Source organism: Plantactinospora sp. ZYX-F-223 (assembly GCF_039649625.1).
Taxonomy (GTDB): Bacteria; Actinomycetota; Actinomycetes; order Mycobacteriales; family Micromonosporaceae; genus Plantactinospora.
Genome location: NZ_JBDJAV010000004.1, coordinates 95215 through 111494, shown reverse-complemented (window position 1 = coordinate 111494; position 16280 = coordinate 95215). Strand labels below are relative to the sequence as shown.

7 protein-coding genes are annotated in these 16280 nt (G+C 74.0%); 3 read left to right on the top strand and 4 right to left on the bottom strand.

What is annotated here, in order from left to right; genetic code table 11:
• Positions 1 to 29 precede the first annotated feature (29 nt).
• Genes AAH979_RS05555 through AAH979_RS05545 form a run of 3 tightly spaced genes read left to right on the top strand, consistent with a single transcriptional unit; the run spans position 30 to position 9458 of the window.
• The gene (locus AAH979_RS05555; protein ID WP_346256933.1) at positions 30 to 5810 is read left to right on the top strand and encodes an amino acid adenylation domain-containing protein; all 5781 of its coding nucleotides are present in this window, start codon (positions 30 to 32) and stop codon (positions 5808 to 5810) included.
• Positions 5803 to 6039: an acyl carrier protein gene (locus tag AAH979_RS05550; protein ID WP_346256932.1), complete on the top strand. Its 237-nt coding sequence runs from the start codon at positions 5803 to 5805 to the stop codon at positions 6037 to 6039. Before AAH979_RS05555 ends, AAH979_RS05550 begins: the two co-directional genes overlap by 8 nt.
• Positions 6036 to 9458 (top strand): amino acid adenylation domain-containing protein, encoded by a 3423-nt coding sequence (locus tag AAH979_RS05545; RefSeq protein WP_346256931.1) that lies wholly within the window; start codon positions 6036 to 6038, stop codon positions 9456 to 9458. The genes AAH979_RS05550 and AAH979_RS05545 overlap by 4 nt, the downstream gene beginning before the upstream one ends.
• Before the next feature lie 69 nt (positions 9459 to 9527).
• Here AAH979_RS05545 and AAH979_RS05540 read toward each other — a convergent pair whose 3' ends face one another.
• The 4 genes from AAH979_RS05540 to AAH979_RS05525 are packed head-to-tail and all read right to left on the bottom strand — an operon-like array spanning position 9528 to position 16132.
• Positions 9528 to 10052 (bottom strand): phosphopantetheine-binding protein, encoded by a 525-nt coding sequence (locus AAH979_RS05540; RefSeq protein WP_346256930.1) that lies wholly within the window; start codon positions 10050 to 10052, stop codon positions 9528 to 9530.
• Positions 10033 to 12084: an AMP-binding protein gene (locus AAH979_RS05535; protein ID WP_346256929.1), complete on the bottom strand. Its 2052-nt coding sequence runs from the start codon at positions 12082 to 12084 to the stop codon at positions 10033 to 10035. Before AAH979_RS05535 ends, AAH979_RS05540 begins: the two co-directional genes overlap by 20 nt.
• Positions 12081 to 15317: an amino acid adenylation domain-containing protein gene (locus AAH979_RS05530; protein ID WP_346256928.1), complete on the bottom strand. Its 3237-nt coding sequence runs from the start codon at positions 15315 to 15317 to the stop codon at positions 12081 to 12083. Before AAH979_RS05530 ends, AAH979_RS05535 begins: the two co-directional genes overlap by 4 nt.
• The gene (locus AAH979_RS05525) at positions 15314 to 16132 is read right to left on the bottom strand and encodes a hypothetical protein (protein WP_346256927.1); all 819 of its coding nucleotides are present in this window, start codon (positions 16130 to 16132) and stop codon (positions 15314 to 15316) included. The genes AAH979_RS05530 and AAH979_RS05525 overlap by 4 nt, the downstream gene beginning before the upstream one ends.
• Positions 16133 to 16280 lie beyond the last annotated feature (148 nt).

Sequence of the window (16280 nt, the reverse complement as noted above, 5' to 3'; positions counted from 1 at the left end):
GCCGGTCAGCAGCCGAACGGGGAGTCGCCTTGTCCACATTGGACCGCGACCGCACCACGCCGGAGAGCCGGGTCGAGCGGGTCGCCCGGCTGTCGGAGGCCAAGCGGGCGATGCTGGCCCGCCGGCTCGGCGCCGCCAGCACGGGTCCGGCGGTCACCGTGCCGCGTCGGCCCGAGACGGCCGACCCGGAACTCTCCTGGGCCCAGGAGCGGCTGTGGTTCATGGAGCAGTTCGCCCCCGGCACCGCCGCGTACGTGGTCCCGGTCGTGCTGCGGCTGCGCGGCCCGGTGGACCCGGCGGCCGTACGCCGGGCACTCGACCGCTGCGTGGCCCGACACGACAGCCTGCGTACCGGCTTCGCCGCCGGCCCGGACGGCACCGCCGGCACGTACGTCGTCGCCCCCGCGCCGGTGCCGCTGGCCGAGGTACCCGTGGACCGGGGCGGACCCGTCGAGCCGGGGGCGGCGGGCGGCTCCGCCGAGGTCGCCGACGCCGACGGGTCCGGATCGTCCCCGGTGGAGGAGGCGGCCCGGGAGCTGATCGCCGCCGAGCTGGCCCGGCCGTTCGACCTGGCGGCACCGCCACTGCTGCGGGCCACGCTGTTCCGGCTCGGTGCCGAGGACCACGTCCTGCTGCTCGCCATCCACCACATCGTCTGCGACGGTTGGTCGGCCGAGGTACTGGTCGGGGAGATCCGCGAGCAGTTGACCGCCGAGGCGCGCGGGCTCGCGCCGGTCCTGCCCGACCTGCCGGTCCGGTACGCGGACTACGCGGCGTGGCAGCGCGGCAGGGCCGACTCGGGCGGCTACTCCGCCGACCTGGACTACTGGCTGCCCCGGCTGGCCGGACTGCCGCCACTGGAACTGCCGACCGACCGGCCCCGCCCGGACCGCCAGACGTACGTCGGCGCGACCCGGACCTGCACGGTCGAGCCCGAGCTGGCCGAGCGGCTGGTGGCGCTGGGGCGCCGGCACAACGCCACGCTCTACATGACGCTGCTGGCCGCGTTCCAGGTGCTGCTCGCCCGGTATTCCGGGCAGCGGGACTTCGCGGTGGGCTCACCGGTGGCCGGGCGCCCACTGCCCGAGCTCGACCCGATGGTCGGGCTGTTCCTGAACATGCTGACCATGCGCGCCGAACTGGCCGGCGATCCCACCTTCGCCGAGCTGCTCGGCCGGACCAGGGACGCGGCGCTGGACGCGTACGCCCATCAGGAGCTGCCGTTCGAGCGGCTGGTCAGCCGGCTCAAGCTGGTCCGGGACGTACGCCGGCCGCCGCTGTTCCAAGTGCTCTTCGCGCTGCAGAGTTACGGCGGCCGGGGCGTCCGCACCGAGGCGGTGCGGCCGGCCGCGGACGAGCTCGCCGGGCCCCGGATCGAGGCGTTCGGCTTCGCCCACCCGGCCACCCGCTTCGACCTGGAGCTGTACGTCGCGCCGGATGCCGGGGGTGGGCTGCACTGCACCTTCGTCCACCACCGGGACCTGTTCGACCCGCAGACCTGTGCCCGGCTGGTCGCCGGATGGCAGCGGCTGCTGCGGGACGTGGTCGAGGCACCGGACCGCCGGCTGTCCGCACTGGACCCGCTGACCCCGGGCGAGCGGGACGCGCTGCGGCGCTGGAACGACACCGCCGTGCCGGTCACCGGACCGGCCACCCTGGTGGAGCTGGTCGAGGCACAGGTCCGGGCCACTCCGGACGCCGTGGCGGTGCGCTTCGAGGGCGAGCGGTGCGACTACGCGGAGCTGAACGCCCGGGCCAACCGGGTGGCGCACCGGCTCCGGGCCGCCGGGGTGGGCCGCGACGACGTGGTGGCGGTCTGCGCCGAGCGCTCCGTCGAGCTGGTGGTGGCGCTGCTCGGCATCCTCAAGGCCGGCGCCGCCTATCTGCCGCTGGACCCGGACTATCCCGCCAAGCGACTGTCGTTCATGCTCGCCGACAGCGCCGCCCGGGTGCTGCTGCGGCAGCGGAGACTGAACCTTTCGGCCGACCCGGCGGTCCGCACGCTGCTGCTGGACGACCCGGCGACCTGGGCGGACCAGTCCCGGCACGACCCGCCGCCGCTGGCCGGACCGGACGACCTGGCGTACGTCATCTACACCTCCGGGTCGACCGGCCGGCCCAAGGGCGTGCTCGTCACCCACCGGGCGGTGGTCAACCGGCTGGACTGGATGCAGCGGGCGTACCGGCTCGGCGCCGACGACGTGGTGTTGCAGAAGACGCCGGCCGGCTTCGACGTCTCGGTCTGGGAGTTCTTCTGGCCGCTGGCCACCGGGGCGCGGCTGGTACTGGCCCGGCCGGGCGGGCAGAAGGACGCCGCGTACCTGCGTGACCTGATCGTCGCCGAGTCGGTGACCACCACCCACTTCGTCCCGTCGATGCTGTCGGTGTTCCTGGCCGAGGACGTCAGCACCTGCCGGTCGCTGCGCCGGGTGATCTGTAGCGGCGAGGCACTCGCCCCGGGGCTGGCCGCCGACGCGGTCCGGGCGCTGCCCGGAGTGGAACTGCACAACCTGTACGGGCCGACCGAGGCGGCGATCGACGTCAGCTCCTGGCACTGCCGCCCCGAGACCCTCGACGGCCGATCCCCGGTGCCGATCGGCCACCCGATCCAGAACATCCGGCTACACGTGCTGGACCGGCACCTCAACCTGGTCCCCGTCGGCGCGCCCGGTGAGCTGTACATCGCCGGGGTCGGACTGGCCCGTGGCTACCTCGGGCGGCCGGGCCTGACCGCCGAGCGGTTCCGGCCGAACCCGTACGGGCCGCCGGGAGACCGGATGTACGCCACCGGTGACCTGGTGCGGCGGCGCGCCGACGGTACGATCGAGTTCCTCGGCCGGATCGACAACCAGGTGAAACTGCGCGGCCTGCGGATCGAGCTGGGCGAGATCGAGGTGGCGCTGCGCGACCAGCCGGGGGTGGCGGAGGTGGCGGTCGTCGCCCGCGAGGACGTGCCGGGCGACCAGCGGCTGGTCGCCTACCTGGTGCCCGCCCCGGCTGCCGGCGCGGAACCGGGCGACGGTGCCGGCGCGGAAGCCCGCGACGGTGCCGGGCCGCAACCGGCGCGGTTGCGTACGGCGCTCAAGGAGTCGCTGCCCGACTACATGGTCCCGTCGGCGTTCGTCATCCTCGACGCGCTGCCGGTGAGCCCGAACGGCAAGCTGGACCGGGCCGCGTTGCCAGCCCCGCGACAGGACCGCGCCGTGGACACCGACTTCGTCGCGCCCCGCACACCCACCGAGGAGGCGGTCGCGGCGGTCTGGCGTACCGTGCTCGGGCTGCCCAGGGTCGGCGTACTGGACGACTTCTTCGACCTGGGCGGGCACTCGTTGCTCGGCGTCCAGGTGGTCACCCGGCTGCGTACGGTGGTGCCGGCCGGTGGCGCACCGGTCAGCGTGATGGACCTGTTCACCCACCCCACCGTCGCCGGACTGGCGGAACTGCTGGACACCCCGGCGGACCGGCGCGGGCCCCGTCGACTGCTGCACGAGCTGACCCCCACCGTCCCGGCCGGCCAGCGGGTCCGCACCCTGGTCTGCGTCCCGTACGGCGGCGGCAGCGCGGTGGTGTACCAGCCGCTGGCCGACGCGTTGCCGGCCGGCCACTCGCTCTACTCGGTCTCGGTGCCCGGCCACGATCTCGGGCTGACCGAGGATTCACTGCCGCTGGCCGAGGTCGCCGGCCGGTGCGTCGCCGAGATCCAGGAGCGGATACCGGGCCCACTGGTGCTCTACGGTCACTGCGGACTCGGCAGTGCGCTGATCGTGGAGATCGCCCGCCGGCTGGACGCGGCCGGGCGGGACCTGGAGGCCGTCTACATCGGCGCGGTGTTCCCGTTCGCGAAGCCGACCGGCAAGGTGCTCGGCCGGCTCGGCCCGCTGCTCCGGCAGGACCGGCTGGCCAGCTACCGGCACCAGGTGAACTGGTTGAAGTCGATGGGCGTGGACGTCGACGAGTTGGGCCCGGAGCAGGCCAGGCGGATCGTGCAGAACATGCGGCACGACTTCCGGGCGGCCGAGGAGTACTTCACCGGCCTGCTCGACAGCGGCGTGCCCCGGCTCCGCGCGCCGGTCATCTCGGTGGTCGGCGACCGCGACCCGAGTACCGACTACGCCCAGGAGCGTTACCGGGAGTGGGACTTCCTCGGCGCCGAGACCGCGCTGGTGGTGATCGACGAGGCCGGGCACTACTTCCTGAAGTACCGGGCGGACGAGCTGGCGGAGATCGTCACCGGTACGCACACCGCGCTGGCCGCCGGCCCGGCCGGGGCCCGGTCGCTGACCGCCCCGGCCCGAGGTCCGGCCCCCGGCTGGTGGCTGGACCGCTACCCGGAGCGCGACGGCGAGGAGGAACCGGCGGCACCCTCCCGCGCCGCCGCCCCGAGGACGGGCGACCGGCGCGCCGCCGGGGTCGGGCAGGCCGCTGCGGTACGGGCCGCGCCAGCGCCCAGCATGGGCCGGTTCCTCGCGGTCGTCGTCGGGCAACTGGCCTCGATGACCGGCTCGGCGCTGACCGAGTTCGCGGTGCCGATCTGGATCTACACGGAGACCGGTTCGCTGGCCAGGTTCGCCATCTTCTTCGTGGTGGGGTTGGTCCCCGGCATGCTGATCGCGCCACTGGCCGGGGCCATCGTCGACCGGTACGACCGGCGCCGGGTGATGCTCGGCGGCGACATCGCGGCCGGCAGCGTACAACTGCTCTTCGGGCTCCTGCTCTGGACCGACAACCTGCACGTCTGGCACATCTATCCGCTGCTCGCCGCGCTCTCCTGCGCGCTGACCTTCCAGCGGCTCGCCTTCACCTCGGCGGTGCCGCAGCTGGTGCCCAAGCGCTACCTCGGGCACGCCAACGGGTTCGCCCAGACGGCGGCCGGGATCGCCCAGTTCGTCGTACCGCTGGTCGCGGTGGGGCTGATGGCGAGCATCGGGCTCGGCGGGATCCTCGCGATCGACGTGCTCAGCTACACGGTGGTGATCGGTCTGCTGCTGGTGCTCCGGTTCCCGGCCACCATGGCCCACCAGCGGCGCGAGTCGTTGCTGGCCGAGATCAAGGGCGGCCTGGCGTACACCCTCAACCACCCTGGGATCCGCGCGATGCTGCTCTTCTTCGCCGCGCTCAACATCTTCCTCGGTCCGCTGATCCTGCTCGTCTCGCCGCTCGTGCTCTCCTTCGCCGAGCTGCCACAGGTCGGTCAGGTGGCGTTCGGCGGCGCCCTCGGGGTGGTGCTCGGCGGGCTGACCATGACCGTCTGGGGTGGACCGGCCCGGCGCCGGATGCGCGGCATGCTGCTCGGTACGGCCGTGCTGGCGCTCTGTGCCCTGGCCGTCGGTGTGCGGCCGGCCACCGCACCGGTCGCGGCCGGTGTGTTCGGGATGATGTTCACGCTGACCCTGGTCAACGCGATCTACGCGACCATCGTCCAGGTGACCGTGCCGCAGCGGTTCCACGGCCGGGTCTTCGCGCTGAACACGATCGTGGCCTGGTCGACCCTGCCGTTCGGCTTCGCGGTGATCGTCCCGTTCGGCCCGCGCCTGTTCGACCCGCTGCTGGCCGAGGGCGGGGCGCTCGCCGGCACGGTGGGCCAACTGATCGGGGTCGGACCCGGCCGGGGCATCGGCCTGATGTACCTGCTCTGCGGGCTCGCCATGGCGGCGCTCGCGCTGACCTGCCTGCGGGTGGGCATCCTGGCCCGGTTCGACACGGCGGTACCGCAGGCGCCCCCGGACGACCTGTTCGGGGTGCGGGCCCGGGAGGAGCGGCAGCGGGCGCTGGCCGCCGCGCAGACCACGAACGGGGGTACCGGTGACTGACGGCGAGACCGAGGCCGAGGTGCTGGAGATCGTCCGGGAGGTGCTCGACGTCGACCCGGTACGACCCGAGGACGACCTGTTCGACCTCGGGTTCACCTCGCTGGCGATCGTGAAGACCGCGGCCCGGGTCCGGGAGCGTCTCGACGCCGAGCTGCCGCTGTCGGCGTACTTCGACGCGGCGACCGTCGCCGATCTGGTGGCGGTCGTGGCCGCCGCGCGTCCGCGATGACCGGCGCGACGACCGGCCAGCGGGCCGACGACGATCCGCCCCCGGGGGCCACCCGGGGGCCGCTCACCCTGGGGCAGCGGCGCCTGTGGTTCCTGACCCAGCTCAACCCGGGGTCCAGCGAGTACCACATGCCGCAGGTGACCCGGCTGCGCGGGCCGCTGGACGTGGCCGCGCTGACCGGCGCCCTGCACGACGTCGTACGCCGGCACGGCATCCTGCGTACCCGGTTTTTGGTGGACGCCGACGGGGAGCCGGTGCAGGAGGTGCTCGACGGCTGGCGGTTGCCGGTCGAGCTGGTCGAGTTGGACGAGCTTGACGGTGCCGCCGAGCTGGCCGAGCTGGCCGAACTGGACGGTGTTGCCGAGACCGCGCCGGCTGCCATCGACGATGCCGACCTCGACGAGCCGGCGCGGCTGGCGTACGCCTCGGCGGTGGTGGCCGACCGGGTCAACACGCCGTTCGAGATCACCGTGAACCCGCCGGTACGGGCCAGCGTGCTGCGACTCGGGCCGGACGACCACGTCCTCTGCGTCGTGCTGCACCACCTGCTCGCCGACGACTGGTCGCTGGGCGTGCTGTTTCGGGAGCTGTCGGCCGGCTATGCCGCCCGGCTGGCCGGGGTGCCCGCCGAGCTGCCCCCGCTGCCGATGCAGTACCTCGACCATGCCCGCGCCGAGCAGCAGCGCCTCGCCGCCGGCCGGGAGGCGAGCTGGCGGTACTGGAGCGCCGAGTTGGCCGGTGCCGAACCGCTGGATCTGGTCACCGACGCGCCCCGCCCGCCGACCATGACGACGGCCGGAGCCTTCGTCGGGCACCGGTTGCCGCCGGGCGTGGCCGAGGACGTGCGCGGATTGTGCCGGGTCGGCCGGACGACGCCGTTCATGACGATGCTCGCCGGGTACCTCGCGCTGCTCGGGCTCTACACCGGCCAGTCGCAGATCCGGGTCGGCTCACCGGTCAGCAGCCGGGACCGGGCCGAGCTGGAACCGCTGATCGGGTTCTTCCTGACCACCGTGGTGCTGCGCGGCGACCTCTCCGGCGACCCGTCGTTCCGGGAACTGCTGGCCCGGGTCAGGGCGACGGCCGTCGGCGCGTACGGCCACCTCGACACGCCGTTCGAGGAGCTGATCTCACACCTGGCGCTCCGCCGGGATCCGGACCGCAATCCGCTCTTCGACACCATGTTCCTGGTGCACGGCACCCAGGCCGGTGAGCTGCGGCTGTCCGGCCTGGTCGCCGGAGCGTTCGATCCGGGACATCAGCAGGCCAAGTTCGACCTGCTGGTCGAGGTGCACACCGGGGACGACGGCTGGCGGCTCCAGGCCAACTACCGCCCTGAGCTGTTCGAGCCGGCCACCGTCACGCTGCTGCTGCGCCGCTTCGAGGGGCTGCTGCGGCACGCGGCGCAGGCCCCGGACGAGCCGCTCTCCGCACTGTACGAGCGGCTGGCCGGTGACGAGTCCGACCCGCCGGCCGGCCCCGCCGGACCGGCGCCCGCCGAGCACGCCCGTGTCGAGTCGCAGCCCCCGGCCGACCTGGTGGAGCTGCTCGCCACCGCCGCCACGGCGTACCCGAACACCATCGCGGTCAGCGGCGTCGACGGCGCGCTGAGCTACGCCGAGCTGCATCGCCGCGCCGTGCGGCTGGCCCGGTTGCTGCGTCGGTACGGCGCCCGGCGGGACCGCCTCGTCGCGGTCTGCCTGGAACCGGGCCCGGATCTCGTCGTCGCACTGCTCGCCGTGCTCACCGCCGGGGCTGCGTACCTTCCGCTGGATCCGGGACATCCGCGCCGCCGGCTGGGGTACCTGCTCGCCGACGCCGGGGCCGGGCTCCTGGTCACCACGAGCGGCCTGCGGGACCGGCTGGATCCGACCGGGTGCGAGGTCGTCGACCTGGACCGGATGCGCTGGGACGACGAGCCGTCGGCCGAGCCGGCCGATGCCGAGCTGTCGGATACAGAACCGGCCGATGTCGAGTGGCCCGATGGTGAACTGCCCGCCCGGGCCCGGCCTGACTCCGGGTCGGACCCGTTGGCGTACGCCATCTACACGTCCGGGTCGACCGGGCAGCCGAAGGCGGTGGGTGTGCCTCGGTCGGCGCTCGCCGCCCGGCTGCGGTGGATGGTCGAGGCGTACCGGATCGGCCCGGGGGACCGGGTGTTGCAGTTCTCCTCGGCCAGCTTCGACACCTTCGGCGAGGAGGTGTACCCCACCCTGGTCGGCGGTGCCACGCTGGTCGTGCCGCCGGCCCGGGCCGAACTGCCCGACTTCCTGGCCACCCCGGCCGGGCAGGAGCTGACCGTACTCGACCTGCCGACGGCGTACTGGCACGAACTGGTCGCGGATCTGGCCGGGATCGCCTGGCCGGCTCGGTTGCGGCTGCTGATCCTCGGCGGCGAGCAGGTCCGGCCCGACGCGGTCGGCCGCTGGTTCGAGGCGTTCGGCGACCGGGTCGAGGTGTTCAACACGTACGGGCCGACCGAGGCGACGATCATCGCGACGGCGGCCCGGTTGACTCCGGCCGACGCCACCGGGCGACCGCCGATCGGACGCCCGCTCGCCGGCACCACCGCGCACGTGCACCGGCCCGGCGGTGGACCGGTGCCGGTCGGCGTGCCCGGGGAGTTGCTGCTCGGCGGTGCCGGGCTGGCCCGGGGCTACCTCGGGCGGCCGGAGCTGACCGCGCAACGGTTCGTCGAGTACGACGGCGAGCGACGGTACCGCACCGGTGACCGGGTGCGGTGGCGGCTCGACGGTGCGCTGGAGTTCCTCGGCCGCCTCGACGACCAGCTCAAGGTGCGGGGCCACCGGGTGGAGCCGGGCGAGGTGGAGGCGGCGATCGTCGCCCACCCGGACGTCCGGCACGCGGTCGTCACGGCCGACGGTGACGCCCGACTCGTCGCCCACCTGGTTCCCGAGCCGGGCACCGCCGCGCCCTCGCCGGCCCAGCTCCGGGCACACCTGTCCGAACTGCTCCCACCGCACCTGCACCCGGACGCGTACGGGGTGCTGGCCGCCCTGCCGCTGACCGCGAACGGCAAGGTCGACCGGAAGGCCCTGCCCGCCCCGACCTCGGTCGCCCCGGCCCCGGGCGGTACGCCGGTGGCGCCCCGGACCGACGCCGAGCGTCTGGTCGGGCAGGTCTGGGTCGAGGTGCTCGGCGTCGAGCGGGTCGGCATCCACGACGACTTCTTCGAGCTGGGCGGCCATTCGCTGCTGGCCACCCGGATGGCGGCGCGACTGCGGGGCGTCGTCGGGGTCGCCGTACCGCTGCACACGATCTTCCGGCGCAGCACCGTCGCCGAGCTGGCGGAGGCGGTCGAGGACCTGCTGCTCGCCGAGATCGAGCAGCTCGACGAGGACGAGGTGGCGAACCTGCTGGCCATCGACGACGTGGCGACGCGGTCACCGGACGGCTGACCGGCCCGCCCGGGGTACGATCCCGGGCCGGGCGTGCTCGCCCCCGTTGGGATCGGTGCGGGACGGTCCCTACCGGCGCTGGTCGATCGCCTCGGCGACCGCCCGCAGCGACGGCATCGACAGCAGTTCGTCGAAGGAGAGCGCGACGCCGAACCGCTCGTTGGTCGAGTCCAGCAGCAGCGTGGCGGTCATCGAGTCGCCGCCCAGGTCGAGGAAGTTGTCGTCCGCGGCGACCCGGCGGCGGCCGAGGATCTCCCGCCAGATGCCGGCGAGCTCCACCTCGGTCGGGGTCCGGGGCGGGTGGAAGCCACACGCACCGGGTTCGTCGACCGCCTCGTGCGCGATCTGGTCGGGCAGTACCCGACTCTCGGCGTCCCGGGGCAGTTTCGGCAGCACCACGACGAGGTCCGGGAGCTGCTCGGCCGGCACCGATTCCCAGATGTCGTCGCGGATGTCCACCGCGGTGCAGTACAGCCGTGGGGTGACCGCGACGATCCGCCGCGCCCTGGCCCGGACGACCGCGAACTCGGCGACGTCCGGGTGCTGGCCGAGTAGCGATTCGATGACCTCGGATTCAGTGGACGAAGTGCTCATCGGATTCCTCTCCCGGGTTGCCTTCCTGGTCCTCGGCCGCCCGCGCCTGCTCCTCGGTCACGTACCGGGCGAGTTCCGCGACGGTGGCCAGTTCGAAGATCGTGACGGCGTCCAGTTCGACCCCGAGCCGTACCCGTAGCTGCGCGGCGACCTCGACCGCCAGCAGCGAGTCGCCGCCGATCTCGAAGAAGTTGTCGTGTACGCCCACCGAACCGACGTCGAGCAACTCCGCCCAGGTCTGCGCCACCCGCTCCTCGACCTCGGTACGGGGTGCGGTGAACGAGGCCGGGCCGGTGCCGTCGAGCAGCTCCGGCAGGTGTCGTTTCGGCACCTTGCCGGCCGCATTCCGGGGAATCTCCTCGACGAGCCGGATGACCGCCGGCAACTCCCGGCGGCTCAACTGCCGGGCCGCGTGCTGACGGATCTCCCGCGTGCTGGCCTCGGCCCGCAGTACCACGAACGCGGCGATCACCTCGCCGAGCACCGGATGGTCGACGGGGAAGACAGCCGCCTCGGCCACCGCCTCGTGCCGGCCGAGCACCTCCTCGACCCGGTACGTCGACACGTTGAACCCGCCCACGTTCACCACGTCGTCGGTCCGGCCGGCGAGGAACAGGTAACCCTCGGCGTCCAGGTAGCCGAGATCCCCGGTCCGGGTCCAGCCGTCCTGGAACCCAGCCGTACCGGCCGCCGCGGTGCCGGAGCCGCCGGTCCCGGCCGTACCGACCTCGGGCGGGCCGGAGCCGTCGGAACTGTCGGAGCTGTCGGCGTCCAGGAACCCGCGGGACGGGGCGACCGCGGACCGCAGCCAGACCACGCCCACCGCACCGGCGCCCAGCAGGCTGCCGTCCTCGGCGGTGATGCGTACCTGGTTCGCGCCGACAGGCCGGCCTACGGAATCCGGCCGGTCGGGGTCGAACTGGGTCGCCACCCGGGCCGGAAACGCCTCGGTCGAGCTGTAGAAGTTGTAGAAGGTGGCATTCGGGAACACCGCCGGCAGGTCCGGCATGATGCCGACCGGCAGGGCCGCGCCGGAGAAGTGCACGCCGCGTACGGAGGAGAGCTTCGGTGCCTGGCCCGTCCCGGCCCGGACCAGCCAGTGTCCCATCGCCGGCACCAGAAAGACCGAGCTGACCTGCCACTGCTCGGTCAGCCGCCGGAAGTCGGGGACGGTGAATTCGGGCATGATCACCAAGGTCTGCTGGCCGCCGACGCTGTTGACCAGGTGGATCTGTCCGGCGACCGACCCCAGCGGCAGGGCGTGCAGGCCAGGCTGGTTGGCCCGGACACCGGTGGGCCAGGTGGGCTGGGCCCGGACCACGTTCGCGTGGGTCGCGACGACACCCCGGGGCAGCGCGGTGGTGCCGGAGGTGAAGACCACATCGGCGATGTCCAGCGGGGTGGCCTCGATCGGTACCGCCGAGTCGTCCTGTCCGGCGGTCAGTTCGGCGGTGTCGGCGGCCCAGCAACCGACTCCGGCGACCGCCGTCCCGGACCTTTCCGGGCCGGTTCCGCCGGTCCCCGGCGCGCCCTGGCCCGGCTCCGCCGGCGCAGCCCCGACGAGGCGATCGTCCGCGCCGGACGGGCGGTGGCCGGACCCGACGGGCCCGGGCGCGCTGACGGTGCCGGGCGCGGTGACGATCCCGGCTACCCGGTGCCGGGCGACCAGCCGCCGGATGTCCTCGCCGGTGAAGCGCTCGCCGAGCAGCAGCGCGGCGGCCCCGACCTTCAGCGCGCCGAAGTACGCCACGACGAACTCCGGCCAGGCCGGACCGGCGAACACCAGGGCCAGCTTGTCGCCCCGGACCACGCCACGGTCCCGCAGCCCTCGGGCGAGCGCGTTCGACCGTGCCTCGATCTCGGCGAAGGTCAGCACCGGTCGACCGTCGACCACGATCGCCGGCCGTCCGGGTACCAGCCGCGCGCTGCGGCGGAGCAGATCGGGTACGACCCGGGGACCGCCCGAGTCGCCGTACCGGGTGCCCCCGGTGCGGGTCTGCGCCGACATCTCGGCCCCCTCCAGTCTGGTCATTCGGCCAGCTCACCCCGCTCATCTGGCTCACCCGGCCCGCCCCGGGAGCCGTCCGGAAGATGCCGGGAGCCGCCCCGGACGATCTCGGCCAGCTCGTACGGCGTCGGCGCGTTGAAGACGTCCTGGAGGGTCACCTCGCGGCCCGTCCGGTCGGCGATCCGGGTGGCCAGGACCGCCGCGAGCAGGGACTGGCCGCCGCTGGCGAAGAAGTTGCTCCGCTCGTCGACGTCCGGGCGGCCGAGCAGGTCCACCCAGAGCTCGACCAGCGACCGCAGCAGCGGGTCGAGCGCCGTCGGTGCCGAGCCGGACGGCCCGGTTCGGGTGTCCGGCGGCGCGACCTCCGGCAGGGCGGAATGGTCGACCTTGCCACTCGGGTTCCGGGGTAACACGTCGAGGCGGACCAGGTCAGCGGGGACCAGGTAGTGCGGCAGCACCGCCCCGGCGTGCCGGGCCAGCTCGGTCAGGAACCCGTCGTCGGTGGACGGATCGACCGGCTGGACGTAGCCGACCAGCCGGCCGTCGCCCTGCGGGTCGCCGTGCACCACCACGGCCGCCGCCGCGACCGACCGGTGCCGCTCCAGCGTCGACTCGATCTCACCCAGTTCGATCCGCCGGCCGCGCAGCTTGACCTGCCGATCGGCCCGCCCGAGCAGCTCGATCGTGCCGTCTGGCCGCCAGGTGCCGAGGTCGCCGGTCCGGTAGCGGCGGGCTGGCCCGGGTCCGTCGGTGAACCGTTCGGCGGTCAGCGCCGGCTGGCCCAGATAACCCCGGGCCACCCCGGCACCGCCGATCCACAGTTCACCGACCACCCCGGGTGGGAGTTCCCGGCCGTCGTCGTCGAGCACGTGCAGGGTGGTGTGCCAGATCGGACCGCCGATGCCGACCGGGTCCGGTACCCCGGGGTGGATCTCGGCCACCGTCGACCAGATCGTCGTCTCGGTCGGGCCGTACACGTTGAACAGCCGGCAGCCCGAGCGGAGCAGCCGGTGGGCCAGCGCGGCGGTCAGCGGCTCGCCGCCGCAGAGCACCCGGCGCCCGGCCAACTCGTCGGTCAGCCGTCCCGCCACCAGGCGCCAGATCGTCGGCGTGCTCTGCACCACTCCGACGTCGTGCCGGGTGACCAGGTCGAGCAGCAGATCCGGGCGGACCTGGGCCGAGTCCGGCGCCACCACCGCGGCGCCGCCATGGCCGAGCGCGAGGAGGAGTTCGAGGGCGGAGATGTCGAAGCCGAACGAGGTCAACCAGAGCGTCCGGTCCCGATCGGACACGGCGAGACGGTCGGCGAAGAATCCGACGAGGTTGGCCAGGTTGCCGTGGGTGACCTCCACACCCTTGGGCGTTCCGGTCGAGCCGGAGGTGAAGATGACGTACGCCAGGTCGTCGTCCCGGACGACGCCGAGCCCGGTCGGCACCGCCGGGGCGTCCGACCGGGCGACCGGGTCGAGGTGGTCGAGCCGGAGCACGTGTCGGTCCGCCGCCCACGCCGGCGGGGGACCGGCGCCGGTGAGCACCGCCCGGACGTCCGCCGCGTCGAGCCGTACCCGCAGCCGGGCGACTGGCTGGGCCGGGTCCACCGGCAGGTAGCCGGCACGTAGCGACCAGGTGGCGAGGACGGCCGCGGCCAGGTCGCCGCCGCGGGGCAGGGCGAGCCCGACGACGGCGCCGGGGCCGACGCCGGCCGCCGCGAGATGTGCCTGGATGACGGCGGCCCGGTCGGCCAGCCAACCACGGTCGCGGGCCTGCCCCTCGGGCTCGACCAGGGCGCACTCCCGTCGACTCTGCCGGATCCGCTCGGCGACCAGGTGCGGCACCAACCGGCTCACCGGGGCCGGGGATCGGTTCACCCGCTCCAGGGCCGTCCGCTCGTCGGGATGCCACATCTCCAGGTCGGCCAGCGGCCGGTCCGGGTCGGCGGCAGCGGCCCGGAGCAGCAACTCGTACCGGCTGACCAGCGCCAGTACATAGGATTCGTCGTGGATCTCCGTGCTGTAGACCGCCTCCAGGGCGATCCGTTCCGGCCAGCGGAGTACCACGAACTGCAGGTCGTACCGGCTCATCCGGGAGTCGACGGTGACCCAGGCGGAGTCCGGCAACGGGCCCGGGGGCACCACGGTCGAGGCGGGCAGGAAGTTGAACATGTGCCGGAACAGCGGCGCGCGCCAGTTCATGGCGTCCAGGCCCAGCCCGCCGAGCAGGTTCTCGAACGACACGTCGGCGTGCTCCAGGCCCGCCACCAGATGCGCGCGGACCTCCGCGACGAGGTGCCGGAAGCTGTCCCGCGGCCGCACCGCGACCCGGAGCGGCAGCGTGTTGACGTGGTACCCGACCCGGCCGGCCGCCGCGCCGCCCCGGGTGTCGACCGGCACCGCGACCACCAGGTCCGGGCCGGCGCCGTGCCGGGCCAACAGCAACAGGTACGTGGCGAGCAGCACCATGTTGTCGGTGACCCGGAGCCGACGGCGCAGCGAGTCCAACGCCGCCCGGCCCTCGGCGGAGAGCACCCGTTCGAGTCGGGCACCGGTGAAGCGGGGCTCCGGCGGTTCGATCCGGGCCCGACCCAGCGGGAAGGTCTTCGGGTCGATTCCGGCCAGCCGCTCGGTCCAGTACCGCAGGCTGGTCGCCCGGGGCGGGGGCTCCCGGTGGCCGGTGTGGGCCGGCGGGACGACCTCGTCGGCCGGCTGGCCGGCGTTCCCGGCCGGTTGGTCCGGCGCCGGACCGGTGCCGGCCAGCTCCAGGTAGATCGTGGCGAGTTCCGGCAGGGCGATGCCGGCGGACCGGCCGTCGAAGGCGATGTGGTGGACGACCAGGCACAGCACGCTGCCCGGACCGTCGGAGAACTCGACCCGGGCCACCCGCAGCGGCGGCTCGGTGGCCAGCGCGAACGGCTGCCCGGCCAGCTCAGCGAGCGTGTCGGCGAGACCGGCCCGGGTGGTGCGGAGACTCCGCACCGGTGGCGGCGGCAGGTCGGGGTCGCGCACCCGCCGGTACGGGACACCGTCCCGGGCCGGGAAGACGGTACGCAGCACCGGGTGGCGTCGGGTCAGCTCGTGCACCGCGGCGGACAGCACCGCCGGATCGATCGGCTCCGACGTGCTGATCGCGAACGGCAGGTTGTCCACCGCCACGGCGGGCGCCAACCGTTGGAAGAGCCAGAGCGCCTCCTCCTTGCGGCTCAGCGCTTCGGAGTCGGTCTGGTCGTGGTCGCCCGGCCGTTGCCGGGTCGACTGGGTCATGACCGGCCGGCCAGCGGCTCGCCGACGAGCGCCCGCCCGGCGAGGTCGGCGGCGCGTACGTCGGCGAGCAGGTCCGACTGCGGGACGTCCAGCCGGACCTGCCGGTCGGCGCCGGGGATCGGTGGTGGTTCGTGACCGGCGGAGAGGACGACCAGCGCCGGACCCGGGCTGTCGGGTGGCGCTGCCGCCGACAGCAGCAGGTACCGCAGGTAGGTGTCGATCCGGGCGCAGAGCTGGTCCGCGATGGACGGCGGAACGCCCTGCCCGGCGCAGGCTGGCCGGGCCAGTGCCGCGTACCGCTCGGAGAGTCGCCCGGCCAGCCGGCTCAGCTCGGGCCGGGTGCGTACCTCCGCCCGGGCGGCCTCCCGGGCGGCCCGTACCTCGGCGGCGGGCAGCGCGGCGGCGAGACCGTCCAGCGCGGTCCCGAACTGGTCGTACAGCGTCTCCGCCGTCACCTCGACCGGGTCGAAGAGGACGACCGGCGGGGCGACCCCGTAGCGGTCCGCCAGCCGTCGGGCCAGGGCGCAGGCGAGCGTCCCGCCGGCGCAGTATCCGAGGATGCCCGCCGTCCCGCCCGTGACCGGCAGGTCCCGGTCCAACCAGACGTCCAGCCCACCGGCTGGGGAGTCGACCGACGCCGCGACGACGTGTCGCCAGCCGGCCTCCTCGGTGCCCCACACCGGGTACGGCTCGGGCAGCAGCCGGGCCAGGTCGGTGAACCCGGCTCCGGCCCGGGCCTGTGCCGGGGTGAAGTCGACGGCGAGCAGACCGGGCCCGGCTCCGGGGCGCAGCAATCGCCAGCCTTCGGATGACATACCTTCCCCTCCCGGAACCGGCGGCGTGACCCACCGTCCGGCCCCTTCCCCGTCGAGGCACCCGCTGGCCGTCACCCTAGTGCGATCATCCACGTCCGTCGAGGTCCCGGATATTTTTCGGCCGGTTCACGCCTCGCACGTGGGCATC

Bases quoted from the DNA above. Each gene is read 5' to 3' on its own strand.
- AAH979_RS05545 (WP_346256931.1), top strand. From the start codon at position 6,036: ATGACCGGCGCGACGACCGGCCAGCGGGCCGACGACGATCCGCCCCCG.
- AAH979_RS05540 (WP_346256930.1), bottom strand. From the start codon at position 10,052: ATGAGCACTTCGTCCACTGAATCCGAGGTCATCGAATCGCTACTCGGC.
- AAH979_RS05535 (WP_346256929.1), bottom strand. From the start codon at position 12,084: ATGACCAGACTGGAGGGGGCCGAGATGTCGGCGCAGACCCGCACCGGG.
- AAH979_RS05530 (WP_346256928.1), bottom strand. From the start codon at position 15,317: ATGACCCAGTCGACCCGGCAACGGCCGGGCGACCACGACCAGACCGAC.
- AAH979_RS05525 (WP_346256927.1), bottom strand. From the start codon at position 16,132: ATGTCATCCGAAGGCTGGCGATTGCTGCGCCCCGGAGCCGGGCCCGGT.